This window comes from Chryseobacterium mulctrae, from assembly GCF_006175945.1.
GTDB classification, from domain to species: domain Bacteria; phylum Bacteroidota; class Bacteroidia; order Flavobacteriales; family Weeksellaceae; genus Chryseobacterium; species Chryseobacterium mulctrae.
In genome coordinates this window covers 1,511,280-1,528,901 of record NZ_VAJL01000001.1, presented here as the reverse complement: position 1 = coordinate 1,528,901, position 17,622 = coordinate 1,511,280, and the positions used below count along the sequence as shown (strand labels likewise).

The following is a 17,622-nucleotide window of genomic DNA, read 5'->3' as shown; positions in this document are numbered from 1 at the left end:
TTAGGTTTAAAAAGTGATGTCAACTCCTGATAAGATAAATCTGCTTCTTGGATAAGCGGCATAATCTACACCAGGTGTTAAAGGATTTCTTCTGGTATTAGCTTCTGGATCATATCCTGAATAACCAGTAATGGTAAAGACATTATTCATTGTGAAATACAGTCTGAAGTTTGAAAGTCCTAATTGTTTAGTAAATTCTTTTCCAAGAGAATACCCTAAAGTTACGTTGTTTAGTCTTAAGAAAGATCCGTCTTCAATAGCATACGAATGTAAGAAATAAGCACCTGCAGGTGGAGTCCATCCTGTTGTATTGGCATTTAATGCAGCTAAAGCTGTTGGGTCATTTACTTTTACACCTGCATCATCGAACCATCTCCATCTGTCGGCCACTTCAGCTAACATGTTATTGTCTTTGTATAAATATTGTGTTGAATATTCGATTTTGTTAGCGTTATACACTTTATTTCCAACAGAGAAATTAAACATTAAGCTCATATCCCAGTTTTTGTAACGGAAATTCTGGCTAAAACCACCATAGAATTTAGGTTGGGCATTTCCTAGATCGGTCATATCTTTATTATCAATAATACCGTCACCGTTTAAATCTTGAAGCTTAAGATCTCCAGGTTGTATTAGTTTTGCTCCGTTTGCAGCGGCTGCAGAGCTAGGAATACCTGCTTTCAGTGTATAAACCTGCGTTGCTGGATTATAATCGAAATCACTTACTTCATATCTTCCTGCTGTTTGATATCCCCAAAAAGTACCTACTGGCTTACCAACCTGTACTAAGAAGTCATTCAAGCTGTTTTGCCAACCTGAAGGGTACAGGTAAGAAAAAGAACTTGGAGATGCATTATTTCCTAAACTTTTAATGGTGTTTCTGTTTGAAGAGATATTCGCATCCATTTTCCAAGTGAAATTTTCCTTGTTAATGATAGCACTTCCGATGGAGAATTCAATACCTTTATTCGTAGTACTTCCAGAGTTTTGATATTGATATTCGTAACCTCTGTCTTTAGGAATTTGAGCTAAAAGTAATAAGTCTTTGGTATCCGTTTGATAAACATCTAAAGTTCCATATACTTTTCCTTTAAATAAGCCAAAATCTAAACCTAGGTTTTTAGAAGCAGATTTTTCCCAAGTCACATTTTTGTTTGCTAAGATATTTCCTGTTGTAGCACCTGGAGTTACATTGGTGCCAAAAGCATATCCATAATCAGATGACGTTGTGAAGAAAGTATCATATAAGAAAGATCCGATTCTGTTATTTCCAGAAAGACCATATCCTAAACGAAGTTTTAATTCACTGATGGTTTGGCTTTCTTTTAAGAAATTTTCTTCAGTAATTTTCCAAGCGGCAGAAGCTGCAGGGAAGTAGCCCCATTGATTTCCAGCTCCAAAAACACTTGAACCATCGGCTCTCATGGAAGCAGTAAGGATGTATTTATTTTTGAAGATATAGTTGGCTCTACCAAAAAATGATGCCAATCGGTCAGGGTTTCTTCCTGCTTTAGGAGCATCTTGTACCAACCCACCTGGAGGAGAAGCCGACTGAATGTTAGCAAATGCTTCTTCAGCACTTATAGATTTTGGAAACCATTTTATAGTCATTCCTAATGATTCTCCATCTGTTTTTACGATTTCCTGTCCTACTAATAGATCTAATTTATGACTTCCAAATGTCTTTCTATAATTTAAAGTATTAGTATTGGTAATTCTTCTTGTTTGAGATTTGTTTAAAACAACTACCGGTTGATCATTATTCTGTCTTGCCACAGAAGTTATGGCTCCCGAAAACTGATTAATATATTCATCCCTCTGCAAATATCCGATAACACTCCTGAAAGTAAAATCTTTGCTGATTTTATATTCTAAAGTTCCGTTTAATAACAAGTCATTTCTTCCATTTTCTTTAATCTCATTGTTCGCTAAAAGAATAGGATTTACAAGATTGGTTTCATTTGCAAATAAAGGATCAAAATCATCAACGTTTACGTTAGATCCTCCTTCAAATGGTTGATACCTTACTGCATTCCTTAGTCGGTTGGTACTTTGTGAACCTGTAGATGAGGTTCCTGTTCCGAAGATGGTTTGTCTGCTGTATCTTGTATTTAAAGTGAAATTTAATTTCTTAGAAATATCATAATCATATTTGAAGTTGAGCATGCTTCTTTTAAAACCAGATCCAATCATAATCCCATCTTCCTCTACATTATTTAAAGATAATGCGAAAGATGAATTGTCAGATCCTCCGGTGACAGCAAGGTTATGAGTAAAGTTAAATGCTTCTCTCCCAAAAACCTCGTCTTGCCAGTCTCTTTTTTGTACGTCTTTGTATTTGCTTAACTGGTCGTAAGTTCCATATCTTGCCTTGAAAGCATCAATATCCGTCTGAACTCCACCTTTATTATATACTTCATATTGATACAGCACATATTGGTACGGATCTAATACATCGATCGTATTTTGAATTTTCCTTACCCCTAAAAATCCATTATAATTAATTGATGTTTTTGCTCTTTTGCGACCTCCTTTTGTGGTGATCATAACAACACCGTTGGCTCCTCTGGCTCCGTAGATATTGGTAGAAGATGCGTCTTTTAAAACTTCAATAGATTCAATTTCTTTTGGAGATAAAATAGATAGTGCATTATCCATTTGAACTCCATCTACAATGTAAAGGGGAGCATTACTTCCTGTAATAGAATTACCTCCTCTGATGACAATGTCTACATCGGCTCCGGGTGAGCCTTCACTTAATGAAACCTGTACTCCTGCCATTCTTCCCTGAATTGCTTCGGCAGCATTGGTTGATGGCATATCTTTGATTGCTTCAGCCTTTACAGAAGATACGGAGTTAGTAACATCTTTTTTAGAAACTTTAGTATATCCTACCAAGACAACTTCGTCAATCTTGGTTTCTTTTTCCTGAGCCATAGCAAGTACGGGAAGCAGAAAAACAGTTAAATATAACCACTTTATTGATTGTACCTTTTTATCCATTTATTGTATCCTTATATAGTTTAATGTGTGGTTTGAGAAGCCAATAACTTCCCTAATTTTTTTGTGGATTTTTAAGTATTCTGTTTCTAGGAATATTTTAATGATGTACGCTTTTCTGAGTGCAATCGATTGCGTAATTATTCTTAATAAAATATCTTAGCTCCTAAACTAATATTATTTTCCATTACGCAAAGAAAAAAATGTTATTTTTCTATTAATTTGACTGTTTAATTTGTTAATAAACATAAAATGTTAAGCTTGTTTATTGTTTTATTATTTTGATTTTCAGTGCTTTGTGGTTAGTTTTATTATTTGTTTTAAAGATTGAAAAATGTGAAAATAATTTGATGTTTAATGATTATAATGATAAGAAATCAGCGCAAATAAGAGTATTTCAAGCTTCCAAAAACTCCCAAAAAGCATATCCAAACTGTAATTTTTATAGTTACATCTGATTTTTATCATCTTTTTCATTCAGAAAAACTTGTGTATTTTATAAATGATAATTTTTCACTTAAATTAACAAACAATGTGTATTAATTTAATCTTATCCTTATATATAATATATTTAGTGGGGTTGTGTTAAAATATTTGGCATGATTTTTATTTTTTACAGTCGTTACATTGCATTTCTGTAAAAAAATCTGACACTTTTACTTCTTTATTTTAAGTTTTTTGTTATTAATTTAAAATTTATATAATTGATTTTTAGTTAATTATAAATTAAAATTAATTTTTTGTTAACCGAATACATATAATCTATATATTTATCGACAAGTATTTCTGTGGAATTTTAGTGTAATTTAATGCAATCGATTACGCAATGTTTAACAGGTTTTTAAAAACCATAATTTAAGTTTAAAATCTAGAGTATGACAAAATCAGAATTTCGTTACGCCCATCATCCTGAAGATGTAAAAAAATATACAACTGAAGACCTGAGAAGGGAGTTTTTGATGAATGATTTATTTAATGAAGATCAGATCAATGTAGTGTATTCTATGTACGACAGAATGATTGTAGGTGGTGTAATGCCTGTAAAAAGCGCATTGAAACTGGAGCCAACCGATGATCTGAAAGCGCAAAACTTCTTAGACAGAAGAGAATTAGGAATCATCAACGTAGGCGCTGCCGGAAAGGTAACTGTCGACGGAGAGGTTTTCGAGCTTGGAAACAAAGAAGCTTTATACATCGGAAAAGGCGAAAAAGATGTTGTTTTTGAAAACGGAAATGAGGGTCAGACTTTATTTTATTTCAACTCAGCTCCGGCGCATCACACTTTTCCTACAAAGAAAATCACTAAAAACGAAGCTGAAATTGTAGAATTAGGTGAGACAAAATACGCAAACAGACGTACAATTAATAAACTGATTGTAAACAGCGTATTAGAAACCTGCCAACTACAAATGGGAATGACCGAGCTGCACGAAGGAAGTGTTTGGAACACAATGCCTTCTCACACGCATACCCGTAGAATGGAAGCTTATTTTTATTTTGATTTGGAAGAAGGTCAGGCGGTAAGTCATTTTCTTGGTCAGCCGAATGAGACGCGTCATATTTTTATGAAAAACAATGAAGCGGTCTTGTCTCCGGAATGGTCTATTCACTCAGGAGTTGGTACTTCCAACTATACATTTATCTGGGGAATGGCAGGAGAAAATATGGATTATGGCGATATGGACGCTGTTAAAACTAACGAACTAAAGTAATTTTTTCTACATGAATTTATTCGATTTATCCGGTAAAGTTGCCGTTGTTACAGGCGGAACTCACGGATTAGGAATGGCAATGGCTGAAGGTCTTGCTGCAGCAGGTGCTGAACTGGCAATCACAAGTACAACTCCATCAAAATTAGATGAAGCATTAGATTATTACCACAGTAAAGGGTATAGTGCTACAGGCTATCTTTTTGATGTAACAGACGAACGTGAAGCAGCTCAGAAGGTAGCCCTTATGGAAGCTACTCATGGGAAAATAGACATCTTGGTCAACAATGCAGGAATCATCAAACGTGTTCCCGCAATTGAGATGGATGTTGAAGACTTTAGAAAAGTAATCGATGTAGATCTTACCGGTCCTTTTATCATGTCCAAATTAGTTGGGAAACACATGATCAAAAGAAAATCTGGTAAAATCATTAATATTTGCTCTATGATGAGTGAGCTTGGTCGTGACAATGTAGTAGCGTATGCTTCTGCAAAAGGCGGACTAAAAATGCTTACCAAAAATTTAGCAACAGAATGGGCAAAACACAACATTCAGGTAAACGGAATCGGACCCGGATATTTTGCAACATCTCAAACAGAACCAATCAGAGTAGACGGTCATCCGTTTAACGACTTTATCATCAGCAGAACTCCGGAAGGAAGATGGGGAAACCCGGAAGATCTTGCAGGAACAGCTATTTTCTTAGCTTCAGACGCAAGCAAATTTATCAACGGACAAATTATTTACGTTGATGGAGGAATTTTGGCGACCATCGGGAAACCTGCTAATGAGTAACACAAGAATTTTACAGAAATGAAATCTTTTATTACAGATAACTTTTTATTACAAAATAAATACGCTGAAGAGCTATACTTCAATTTTGCTGAAAAACAGCCCATTATTGATTATCACAACCATTTAATTCCTAAAGATATTGCAGAAGACACAGTTTTCGAAAATATTTCAAAGGTTTGGATTGCAGGTGATCATTATAAATGGAGAGCGATGCGTACCATGGGGGTAAACGAAAAGTTTATCACAGGTGATGCTTCAGACAAAGAAAAGTTTGAAGCATGGGCAAAAACTGTTCCTTATACTTTAAGAAACCCTTTGTATCACTGGACGCATTTAGAATTAAAAAGATATTTCGGAATTGATGAATTGTTGAATGAAAACAATGCTTCAGAAATTTATGAAAATATCACTTCTCAGCTTCAGACTCCTGAAAAATCGACAAGAGGTTTGCTAAAGATGATGAATGTAGAATCTTTGTGTACAACGGAAGATCCTACAGATATTTTAAATTATCATCAGGATTTGGCGAAAAGCGATTTCTCTATTAAAGTAAGTACAGCTTTCCGTCCTGATAAAGCTATTTTAATTGAAAACCATAACTTCGCAGATTATATTTCTAAATTAGGCGAGTCGGCAGGAATTGAAATCAATTCTTACCAGACTTTGTGCGATGCTTTACTAAAAAGAGTAGAATATTTCCACGAAAACGGATGCAGACTTTGCGACCACGGATTGAACAATATTTCTTTCGAGGAAGCTTCAGAAACAGAAGTTTCAACAATTTTTACTGATAAATTAGCTGGAAAAGTAATTGCCGAAAAACAGGTAAATCAGTTCAAAACTGCCATTTTATTATTCTTGGGCGAAACATATCACAAATTCGGATGGGTTCAGCAGTTTCACTTGGGAGCTTTGAGAAACAATAATGAAAGAATGCACAGAATTTTAGGTCCTGATACAGGATGGGATTCTATTGGCGATTTCGTTCAGGCTGAAACTTTATCTAAATTATTAAACGCTTTAGACGGAAAAGATAAACTCACCAAAACTATTCTATATAACTTAAATCCTGCCGACAACGAGATTTTCGCAACAATGATCGGAAATTTTAATGACGGCAGTATTAAAGGAAAAGTACAATTCGGTTCTGGATGGTGGTTCTTAGATCAGAAAGACGGGATGATTAAGCAGATGAATGCCCTTTCAAATATGGGATTAATTAGCTGTTTCGTTGGAATGCTAACGGATTCAAGAAGTTTTCTTTCTTTCCCAAGACATGAATATTTCAGAAGAGTTCTTTGTAACTTATTCGGTGAAGAAATGAAAAACGGTGAATTGCCGGATGATATGGAATTAATTGGAAAAACCATTTCCGATATCTGTTATCATAACGCTAAAAATTATTTCGATTTTTAAGTTTCGAATGAAATAAAATCTCCCGCAGATTGAGCTGATTACGCAGATCATTTTTAAATCTGCAAAATTTGCTCAATCTGCGAGAAATAAAAAATAAATTTGAACCATTAAGGAGTTAAGTTTTTTAAGCTCAAAACTTTAATGGTTCAGAAAAACAATAATTTTCATATCTGCAATTTTTCTCAATTTGAAAAATCTTTGTGAGCTTGGCTGAGTAGAACGCCTTTGCGAACTTAAAAATATACATCAAGTTTTAAAAGAAAAATCTTAGCGCACTTTGTGTCTAAATAACAGCAGAGATTAAAGAGTATTTAAAATATGGCTAGTAAAATACTTACTTTCGGTGAAATCATCATGAGACTTTCACCTCCAGGAAACAAAACGATGAGACAGAGCCACGAAATGGAATTCTTTTTCGGAGGAACCGAGCTCAACGTAGCTTCTTCATTGGCAACAATGGGCTGCGAAGTAACGCACATCAGCAATGTTTCTGACGATTTTGTGGGAGAATCTGCATTGTCTTTCATCAAAAGTTTTGGGATCAATACATCTTTCATTAATAAAAATGATCATCCTTTAGGATTATATTTTCTTGAAGTTGGTTCATCAGTTCGTGCGAGCAGAATTGCTTACAACAGATTGAACGGTTCTTTTGCCAACATCAAACCACAACAGGTTGACTGGAAAAAAGCTTTAGAAGGTTGCAAATATTTCCACTGGACAGGCATCAGTCCTGGAATTTCAGAAGGTGCTTACGAAACTTTGAAAGAAGGTTTATTAACCGCTCGTGAAATGGGAATTGAAATAACTACAGATCCTGCTTACCGTTCCAATCTTTGGAAATACGGTAAAAACGGAAATGAGGTTTTAAAAGAATTGGTTTCTTATTCAACGATTTTCATCGGTGGTGTCAATGAAATTAATGAAATTCTTGGAACTCAATTTTCATCAGACCAACAAGGGTTTATGGAAGCTTGTGAGGAATTAAAAAAACAATGTCCTTCTATTCATAAAATTTTCGACAAAATAAGAATAGGCGTTACAGCAAGTTCTCAGCAAACGCAGGGAAGAGCTTTAGTCGATGGGAATTATTTTGAAACAGAATTGTTGGAAGTAAATCCTGTAGTTGATAGAATCGGAACGGGAGATGCTTTTGCAGCAGGTTTAATTTATGGATTATTAAATTTCGATGACGAAAAAGCATTAAAATTTGCCAACGCAGCTTGTGCCATAAAACATACTATTTTAGGCGACATCAATTATTGCAGCGCAGAAGATATTGAAGAAGTAATGAACGGAAATTCCGGAGGAAGAATTAAGAGATAGATCGTTGTTAGTTGATAGTTTATAGCAACTTGCTTAAAATTAAAAACATTTGTTGTCATATTTAAGTGAAACACCTTTGCGAACTTAAAAATATACATCAAGTTTAAAAAAAAAAAATCTTTGCACCCTTTGCGTTAAAAACGAAAGTCTGGCAAATACAGCATACTAAAGGATGGATAAACCGCCATCAAAGATTATTTTCAAACAAAATAATTAAACAAAATGACAAAAATTCAATTAGTTACAAACACCATCATTAATCAGGGAGCTTTGCCTTTGTATTATAATGCTGATGAAACGGTAACTTTAGAAATATTAAGATCACTTTACAAAGCAGGAATTCGTGCGGTAGAATATACGAGTCGTGGAGAAGCAGCGTTGAGTAATTTCATAAAAATGGTAGAAGTTCGTAATGCAGAAATGCCTGAAATGCTTCTTGGAATTGGAACGATCAAGAATGTAAAGCAAGCAGAAGAATATTATAAAGCTGGTGCAGATTTCTTCATCAGTCCCGGTTTTGTGGCGGAAGTTGCAGCATTTTTAATTCCAAAAGATTTGTTGTACAGTCCAGGTTGTATGACTCCGACAGAAATTATCGCTGCTGAAACTGCAGGAGTGACTTTTATTAAATTATTCCCAGGTAATGCTTTAGGTGCAGGATTTATGAGTGCAATTAGAGACGTTTTCCCAAATCTGCATTTTATGCCGACTGGAGGAGTTGATACCACAAAAGAAAGTATCGAAAGCTGGTTCAAAGCTGGAGTTTCTGCAGTAGGAATGGGAAGCAAATTAGTAAGCAGAGAATTGATGCTTGCGAAAGACTATGCAACGATAGAAAGTGAAACTAAGAAAGTATTGGATATCATCCAAACTTTAAAATAATAACTAAATTCTAAAAACTAATATGAGTTCAGTTAAATCTCTTAAACCGACACAATATAGGTGGACAATATGTTTGCTGTTATTTCTTGCAACCACGATCAATTATTTGGATCGTCAGGTTTTATCATTGACGTGGAAAGATTTTATCGCACCGGAATTTCATTGGAATAACAACGATTACGGAAACATCACGGCATTATTTTCAATATTTTATGCTGTAGGAATGCTTTTCGCAGGAAAGTTTGTCGATTGGATGGATACCAAAAAGGGTTTCCTTTGGGCAATCGGAGTTTGGTCTATTGGTGCAGTTTTACATGCATTCTGCGGGATCGCAACTTCAGGAATTCTTACCGGAAGCTGGTTTGTAGGTTTTCACGAGTCTAAAGAAATTATCGGAAATGTAGGAAGCGTTTCTGCAGTAATCAGTACAAGTGTTACTTTATTCATTTTTGCACGTTTCGTTTTGGCAATTGGTGAAGCTGGAAATTTTCCGGCAGCGATTAAGACGACAGCAGAATATTTTCCTAAAAAAGACAGAGCATTTTCTACAAGTATCTGGAATGCAGGAGCAACGGTAGGAGCTTTGGCAGCACCGGTTACAATTCCCTTTATTGCAAAATCAATGGGTTGGGAATGGGCATTTATCATCATTGGTGCTTTAGGATTTGTTTGGATGGGACTTTGGGTATTTGTTTACAAAAAGCCTCATTTACACAAGAGAGTTAACGAACATGAGCTTACTTATATCAACCAGGATCAGGATGATCTACCTAATGAAGACACTTCAGTTCCGGAAAAAGTATTCACATTCAGAGAATGTTTCAGTTACAGACAAACTTGGGCTTTTGCTTTTGGAAAATTTATGACAGACGGTGTTTGGTGGTTCTTTTTATTCTGGACTCCGGCGTATTTAAGTTCGGTTTACGGAATGGATTCTACACAAAGTGCATTGCCATTATTTGTATTGTACATGATTACTTTACTGTCAATTATTGGAGGGTGGCTTCCAAAATATTTTGTTGAAAAGAAAGGAATGAATGCGTATAATGGAAGAATGAAAGCGATGTTAATTTTCGCATTTTTCCCTTTGTTAGCGCTTTTAGCACAACCTTTAGGTGCAGCAACATATTGGATTCCGGTATTAATTATTGGTGTCGCAGGAGCAGCACACCAAGCTTGGTCAGCGAATATTTTCTCTACAGTTGGCGATATGTTCCCGAAAAAAGCCATCGCAACCATTACAGGAATTGGCGGAATGGCAGGAGGAATTGGTTCATTCATTATCAATAAATCTTCAGGATTATTGTTCGATCATGCACATAAAGCTTGGTCAACCGTTGATGGAGTTCCTTTGCTGGAAAAATATCCTCAATATATCAACGAAAGATTACCGGATGGTTTCTTCGAACAATTAGAAAAATCAGGAGCAGTTGTTTCAGACGGTATCGACAAAGGATATATGATTATTTTCTCTATCTGTGCAGTTGCGTATCTAATCGCATGGACAGTTATGAAAATGTTGGTTCCAAAGTATAAAGTGATCAGTAAATAAACTGAAATTTTGTAATAAAAAAATAAACCTTCAAGGTTTCAAAAACCTTGAAGGTTTGAAAAGAAATTTCAAATCATTTTTCTTTTCCCCAACCCTAAAGGGAGGAAAAATGCCTTGAAAATTTCATCAGAATTAAATCACATGTCATCCTGAGCTTGTCGAAGGAAGGGGTGGAGTAAATTAATTTTGATGAAATTGTAAGAAACCAAAATAAATAAGAAGCAAAGCAATTTTATAGCGCTCTTAGCTAAGTGAAACGCCTTTGCGAACGGAAAATATACAGCATTTTGTCCAAAAAACCTTTGCGGACTTTGCGTTAAAAATCATCAACAAGAAGATGGAAAATCAGACAAAACAACAGTTAAACCGTCAAAACAGCGGTATAGATACAAAATTACCAATCAAAATCGTACAGTTCGGTGGAGGAAACTTCATGCGCGGATTTACAGATTATGTAATTGATAAATTAAATAAAGAGGCAGATTTCAATGCAGGAATTGTCAATATTCAGCCAACACCAAATGGTTCGGTTCACAAGCTTGAAGAACAGGGGAATTTGTACACTTTATTTTCAAGAGGAATTAAAAAAGGAGAAATCATCGATGAAAAATGCGTGATTTCAGTTATTCAGAAGTCAATTAATCCCTATGCGGATTACAACAGTTTCTTAGAATTAGCAAAAGAAGAAGAGCTTGAATTTGTATTTTCTAATACGACCGAAACAGGAATCGCTTATGATGAAACAGAAACTTCTTACGAAGGTCCGCATAAAAATTTCCCTGCGAAAGTAGCGGTTTTACTGCACGAAAGATACAAGTATTTCAATGGAGCAGCAGACAAAGGATTAAGAATTATTCCTTGCGAACTGATCGAAGAAAATGCTTTCGTTTTAAGAGATATTATTTTAAAATATGCCCAACTTTGGAATTTAGAAGAAGGTTTTGCGCAATGGATTGAACAGAGTAATCACTTCCACAATACTTTGGTAGACAGAATCGTTCCGGGATATCCGAAAGATGATGCTGCAACTTATGAAGACCAGTTGGATTATGAAGATCCAATGATGGTGGTTTCAGAAACATTCCTTTTATGGGTGATTCAGGGAGGTGAAGATTTAAAACAAAGAATTCCTTTCGATAAAATCAACGAACAGATTTTGGTAGTGGATGATATTCAGCCATACCGTTTAAGAAAAGTTAGAATTCTGAATGGCGGACATACATTGATGTTGGCTCCGGCAATTTTAGCAGGAAAAGAAATCGTAAAAGAAGCAATCGATGACCAGTTTATCGGAACTTTTTTAAGCGAATCGATATTCAATGAAGTCAATCAAACTTTAGGTTTAGATGAAACTGAGTTGAAAGAATTTGCGGAAGAAGTATTTGACAGATTTAGAAATCCTTTCATCAAACACCATTTGGCGAGTATTGCTTTATATTTTGTTTCTAAATTTAAAGTAAGAGTGGTTCCGAGTTTGTTGACTTATGTTGAAAGAAATAACAAACTTCCGTTGAACTTAACGTTCTCTCTGGCAAGTTTAATCAGATTCTATCAGGGAAGTTTTGGTGAAAAGTCTCTTCCTCTGAATGACGAAGAAGCAATCATAAACAGATTCAAGGAAATCTGGAAAAACGAAGATTACGAAGTAGTTTCAGAACTTTCGTTGAGCGAAAAACTGTTCTGGGATACCGACCTTACACAAGTTGAAGGTCTGAAAGCTGCAGTATCAAAAGCATTGTACGAAATCGACCACAATGACATAGAAACTGCCTACAAAAATTTCATTCAATTTTATTCTTAAAAATCATGCAAAAGAAAGTACTGAAAGTAAATCCTAAAGACAACGTTATTGTAGCATTGATGGATTTGCCTGCCGGAGAATCGGTGCATCTAGACGGTACAGATTATACGATTCTTAAAGATATTAAAGCAAAACATAAATTCGCCGCCGTAGATTTTGAGGATGGCGACCATATTTTGATGTATGGCGTAATCGTTGGAAAAGCCAACCAATCTATCAAAAAAGGCGAAGTCATTACCACCGAAAACGTAAAGCACCAAAGTGCAAAAGTAGTCGGGAAAACCGAAACTTTAGGCTGGACTCCACCCAATGTAGACAAATGGAAAGACCGTACTTTCATGGGCTACCACCGTGAAGACGGACAGGTAGGAACAGAAAACGTCTGGTTATTTTTCCCATTGGTATTCTGCGAAAACAAAAATATCGAAACACTGAAGGATATTTTTGAAAAAGAATTACTTCATGATAAAGCCAGCAAACATCAATTGTTGTTACGGTCATTATTAAATGGTGGAGCGACTGACGTTGTTGAAGAAGAAGAAAAAGAAGAAGATACAAGAATATTTAAAAATATAGACGTAAGATTCATCACACATCAAGGTGGTTGTGGTGGAATTCGTCAGGATGCGGAAGCATTGGGAAGACTGTTCGCAGGATATGTCAACAACCCGAATGTTGCAGGAGCAACGGTTCTCAGCTTAGGTTGCCAAAATCTTCAGGTGCAAATCTTTATGGATGCACTGCACGCTTTGGCTCCAAATAATAAAAAACCAATCGTTGTTTACGAGCAACAAAAATCAGGAACTATCGATGAAATGCTGACTGGTGTTATCAAAGATTCTTATGAAGGTATTAAAAAAGCCAACGACATAGAAAGAAAACCAGCATCCATCACTAAACTAAATATTGGTTTGGAATGTGGTGGGTCAGACGGTTTTTCGGGAATTTCTGCGAACCCTGTTTTGGGTGAAGTTTCAGATATTATGGCGGCAGTTGGTGGAACAACCATGTTGGCCGAGTTCCCAGAATTGTGTGGAGTAGAGCAGGAGCTGGTCAACCGTTGTATCAACGATGAAGACGGTGTAAAGTTCCTGAAACTGATGAAAGATTTTGAAGCCTCTGTGGTTGCGGCAGGTTCAGGATTTGATATGAATCCGTCTCCCGGAAATATTAAAGACGGTTTAATTACCGATGCCATGAAATCTGCAGGAGCCGCAAAAAAAGGCGGTGCAGCACCAATTGTAGAAGTTCTCGACTTTACAGAATATGCTACAAAACCAGGTCTGAATCTTCTGTGTACCCCAGGAAATGATGCCGAATGTACAACGGCTTTAGTCGGTTCAGGAGCGACAGTGGTGCTTTTTACTACAGGTCTTGGAACACCGATGGGAAATCCGATTACGCCGGTTGTGAAGATCTCTTCCAACACAATTTTGGCAGAAAAAATGTCAGACATTATTGATTTCAATGCAGGTACCGTAATCAGCGGAGAAAAAACAATTCCCGAAGCAGCAGACGAACTTCTGGAACTCATCATCAACGTAGCCAGCGGTGAAGTAAAAACCAAAGCAGACGTTCTTAATCAGAATGATTTCATTCCATGGAGACGAGGTGTCTCTTTGTAGTGGGTTAATTATATTAAATATTAGGGTTGAAAATGCTTTCTACATCGTGTAGAGAGCATTTTCTTTTTTGTTGATAACCGTATTTAGAATCTGTGATAAGATTATTGTATTTGCAGAAAGTCACTAATTGCACAAATCTACAACATCGATTTCTTAGTGTTTAATTAATTCGAAGGTTGTATTGTCACTTATTAAAATCGTATCTCCCCCAATATGAGTTAATCCACCTCTAATATCTCCATTATTATATTTTAGAATAATTGGATCTGTGAAAGTGTAAGATATAGAATTATATTTGTCGGAGTACAGTCCATCTTTACTGATAGGATATTTTTTAAACATTTCATTATTGTATGATGGTTCCATAGCTTTTATCAAAGCTTTTTCTGCATCTAAAAAAACTTTTTCTTGTTCAGGATAGTTTTTTCCTAAAAAGCTGTCAACCATGTCGTCTATATTAGACATAGAACTAAAAGATTCTATTTGTAAATTATCTTGAAATTCAAATGGTAAAATTACTATTTCATTTGCAGGTAATTGTTTTTCAGTTACAGGAGTTTGCAATGAAAGTATATCTTGCAATGTTGAATGACCTGTTAATCTTTTCAAAATACTTTGTTTAGTAGCTTTTCCAACATAATGTACTTGATATGATAAAAATGAACTCCAATCTCCTAAAATAGCGCAATTAACGAAACCTTTCCACCAGTTTTGCAATAGTTTTTCAGGCGAAAACCATACTATAAATTCTTTTTTATTATTCCTATTACTTAATAAAGAAAAACCATGAATATTACTGAAAGGATTTTCTTCTTTTAAAGAATCATTGAGATAATTAATTGCAATCTCCACTTCATTATCTTTAATTAATCCAAATATTTCTTGGTCAAAAGGAAGTTCGCATTTTAAAATATTTACATTTCCTTGTTGATGTATTTCGAAGTTTAATTTAAATTCCTTATTATCGGAGTATAAATTTTCGAATGTTATTGCAGGTCTTTGCGCAATAACATATAAACTTGACCTTTTTAAAGCCCTTTCAATTAGTTTATCATTTTTTACAACAGCGAATTCATAAGCCGTTAAAGGAGAATACGCTAATTCTAATTGATTTAATAGAATTTTTCTGTCCATAGTGGAGTAAAATTGAACATAATTGTTTGAATTGACACTATCCGTCAATTCAAACAATTATTTAATTAAAAATAATTAAATAAAAATGAATAACAAATTTTAATTCATATTAAAACAAAACCAATTTCTACATTCCTGCGAAAACAAACCACCCCGTCAAAAATTCTTACGAATTTTTGCCACCCCTCCTCTGGAGGGGAATTTTTCACGTGTAAGTTTTAATCTTTCGTTTATTTCTATTATTTGAATTTGTGAAATCTTTGATTTACTCGCAAAATAAAGTAAAGCTGAGATTCTTCCTTCGTCAGAATGACAAACACTGTAAAGATAATAGTGAAAAATATTTTATTTGCCTTCAATACGACATAGGAAATGAAAGTGTTAAGAAAATAAGCGATGCGAACGTTAAGAAAATTCTTCTGTTTGAAGCGCGACACAAATTAACAATCAAAGTATTCATCTTGAACTCGCGCAAGTTTTAGAATTTTTAGAGAGTATTGCTTATTTTTAGCCTTTCAGTTCCAAGTCTTGAATTTTTGTTTCTTTTGTTTCAAGACAAAAGAAATTTAAAAAACTATTTCCTTTTTGAAGACTTCCTTACACAAATCTTCGGTGCAAGAACAACCTTCTTCTCAATAGAAACTCCGGAAGAATTATCTTTAATATGATCAAGGAAAACCTGTCCAGCCATATTTCCCATAATCAACGGAGTCTGATCCATCGAGCTCATCGGAAGTTCCATAAACTGGGTAAAAGGTTCATTGGAGAAGCCGATAACAGCAACTTCCTGAGGAATTTTAATCTTACGCTTCTTTAATTCCTGACAAGCTCCCAACGCTGCAAAATCACTGGAAGAAAATATAGCATCCGGAATGGATGGTCTGCTCCATAAAGTTTTGATGGCATCAATTCCTGCTTCAATCGAACTTCCCGTAGAAATGATGTTTTCTTCTTTTACCTGAAATTTGTGATCAATTAAAGCCTGTTTATAACCATTCAGACGGTTTTGATAAATCTCAAGATTCAAGTCTCCGGCAAAGTGACAGATGTTTTTATACCCTTCAGAAATAAGATGCTCGGTTGCCATGTACCCACCTTTGTAGTCATCAATGGTAACTGTGCTAATTCCCGGAATATCTTTCTTTCTATCGAAAAATATAATAGGCGTATTGGATGTATTTAAAATTTGTTGAATATGTTCCGTGTCTACTGTGGTACGGGAAACAGACATGAAAATTCCGTCAACCTGAGCATTTAATAAAGTGTTCAAATGCTTTTTTTCCGTTAAAACATCTTCATGACTTTGGCAGATAATCACGTGATAACCGTGAAGAGAAAGCTCTTCCTCAATTCCACGGATAACCGATGAGAAAAAGTTGGTATTAATGTACGGAACGATGATTCCTACGTTTTTGGTTTCCCCACTTTTTAGAGCTTTGGCAAGGTTATTCTGCTTATAGTTCATTTCCTTTGCCGTTTTAACCACCAAATCTTTCGTCGCCTGGCTGATTCTCGGATTATCATTCAATGCTCTGGAAACCGTTGCCACACTTACGTTTAGCTTCTTTGAAATATCATAAATAGTGGCATTTTTCTTTGTCATAGGTATTCTGGACTAACGTTAATTTTCCATCCGTATTCCTTGTATGGAATGGTGGTAAATTTAATCAAATTATAAATACCAATAACGCAGAAGCTATAATTTTATATGTTATTGATTAAATAGTACTGAACAATCTATTTCTAAAAGCTTTGCAAAGCTATCGTAGTTTTACTACATGAAATCGTAGAATTACTACAATTTTCGAAATAATAGTTTAAAAGTTTTAAAAATATTTTTGGTGTATCTATCTTTGGGTTATAGAAATCACAAAAATACTAACGATTTAAAATTTACTTATTATGGCAGCAAATTCAAGAGGAATCTTAAAATTCAACGGAAGCGAAGGTCAAAAATTACTAAAGCTGAACTACAGCGTTTCAAGATCTACAGATGTTTCAGGTAGAGTAGCATCAGATCCTTCAAATGCATTAATCAAATTAACGATCGAGGCAACAGAAAAATCTGACATCCTTGAGTCATTGTTAAACGGAAAATACAAGCCAACTTCAGGCGAAATTACTTTCAATAAATCTCACGAAGAAGGAACTTTGATTACCTTAAACTGGGAAAACGGTTATGTAATTCAACACGAAGTAGATTTCGATGCAGTAGACGAAAACTCAATGTTGATCAGCTTTGTAGTAAGTGCTGAGAAAATCAACTATGGTAACTCTGCTTATGAAGGAATTTGGCCAACAAGCTAAAATTTGCAGATTTATTATTTATAGTAATATATAAAAGACTGTCCTCAAAAGACGGTCTTTTTTGCCCTAATTCT

At 35.1% G+C, this 17,622-nt stretch carries 12 protein-coding genes; 9 read left to right on the top strand and 3 right to left on the bottom strand.

What is annotated here, in order from left to right; genetic code table 11:
• Positions 1-6: 6 nt before the first annotated feature.
• Entirely contained in the window at positions 7-3,003 is a 2,997-nt protein-coding gene (locus FDY99_RS06790; protein ID WP_139420188.1) for a SusC/RagA family TonB-linked outer membrane protein, read from the bottom strand.
• 872 nt (positions 3,004-3,875) lie between these two features.
• On the opposite strand from FDY99_RS06790, the gene kduI reads away from it, so the two are divergent.
• The 8 genes from kduI to FDY99_RS06750 all read left to right on the top strand — a co-directional run bounded on the left by kduI (position 3,876) and on the right by FDY99_RS06750 (position 14,107).
• Complete coding sequence (gene kduI / locus FDY99_RS06785) at positions 3,876-4,712, top strand: 5-dehydro-4-deoxy-D-glucuronate isomerase (RefSeq protein ID WP_139420186.1); 837 nt, start codon at positions 3,876-3,878, stop codon at positions 4,710-4,712.
• Positions 4,713-4,722: 10 nt separating this feature from the next.
• Entirely contained in the window at positions 4,723-5,505 is a 783-nt protein-coding gene (locus FDY99_RS06780) for a gluconate 5-dehydrogenase (protein WP_139420184.1), read from the top strand.
• Between the two features lie 18 nt (positions 5,506-5,523).
• Positions 5,524-6,921, top strand: coding sequence for a glucuronate isomerase (gene uxaC, locus FDY99_RS06775; protein WP_139420182.1), 1,398 nt, complete (start codon positions 5,524-5,526; stop codon positions 6,919-6,921).
• A 318-nt stretch (positions 6,922-7,239) separates the two neighbouring features.
• On the top strand, positions 7,240-8,247 hold the full coding sequence (locus FDY99_RS06770) for a sugar kinase (RefSeq protein ID WP_139420180.1): 1,008 nt from the start codon (positions 7,240-7,242) through the stop codon (positions 8,245-8,247).
• A 222-nt stretch (positions 8,248-8,469) separates the two neighbouring features.
• Positions 8,470-9,129, top strand: a complete 660-nt coding sequence (locus FDY99_RS06765; RefSeq protein WP_139420179.1) for a beta/alpha barrel domain-containing protein — start codon at positions 8,470-8,472, stop codon at positions 9,127-9,129.
• A gap of 22 nt (positions 9,130-9,151) precedes the next feature.
• Complete coding sequence (locus tag FDY99_RS06760) at positions 9,152-10,681, top strand: MFS transporter (RefSeq protein ID WP_139420177.1); 1,530 nt, start codon at positions 9,152-9,154, stop codon at positions 10,679-10,681.
• A gap of 337 nt (positions 10,682-11,018) precedes the next feature.
• Entirely contained in the window at positions 11,019-12,482 is a 1,464-nt protein-coding gene (locus FDY99_RS06755; protein ID WP_139420176.1) for a tagaturonate reductase, read from the top strand.
• A 5-nt stretch (positions 12,483-12,487) separates the two neighbouring features.
• Positions 12,488-14,107: a UxaA family hydrolase gene (locus FDY99_RS06750; protein WP_139420174.1), complete on the top strand. Its 1,620-nt coding sequence runs from the start codon at positions 12,488-12,490 to the stop codon at positions 14,105-14,107.
• A gap of 153 nt (positions 14,108-14,260) precedes the next feature.
• On the opposite strand, the gene FDY99_RS06745 is transcribed toward FDY99_RS06750, so the two are convergent.
• Positions 14,261-15,241: a hypothetical protein gene (locus FDY99_RS06745; RefSeq protein WP_139420172.1), complete on the bottom strand. Its 981-nt coding sequence runs from the start codon at positions 15,239-15,241 to the stop codon at positions 14,261-14,263.
• A gap of 574 nt (positions 15,242-15,815) precedes the next feature.
• A complete protein-coding gene (locus tag FDY99_RS06740; protein WP_102978806.1) occupies positions 15,816-16,844 on the bottom strand; it encodes a LacI family DNA-binding transcriptional regulator in 1,029 nt (342 codons plus the stop codon).
• A gap of 299 nt (positions 16,845-17,143) precedes the next feature.
• On the opposite strand from FDY99_RS06740, the gene tssD reads away from it, so the two are divergent.
• Positions 17,144-17,548: a type VI secretion system tube protein TssD gene (gene tssD, locus FDY99_RS06735; protein ID WP_074232213.1), complete on the top strand. Its 405-nt coding sequence runs from the start codon at positions 17,144-17,146 to the stop codon at positions 17,546-17,548.
• Positions 17,549-17,622: the final 74 nt, after the last annotated feature.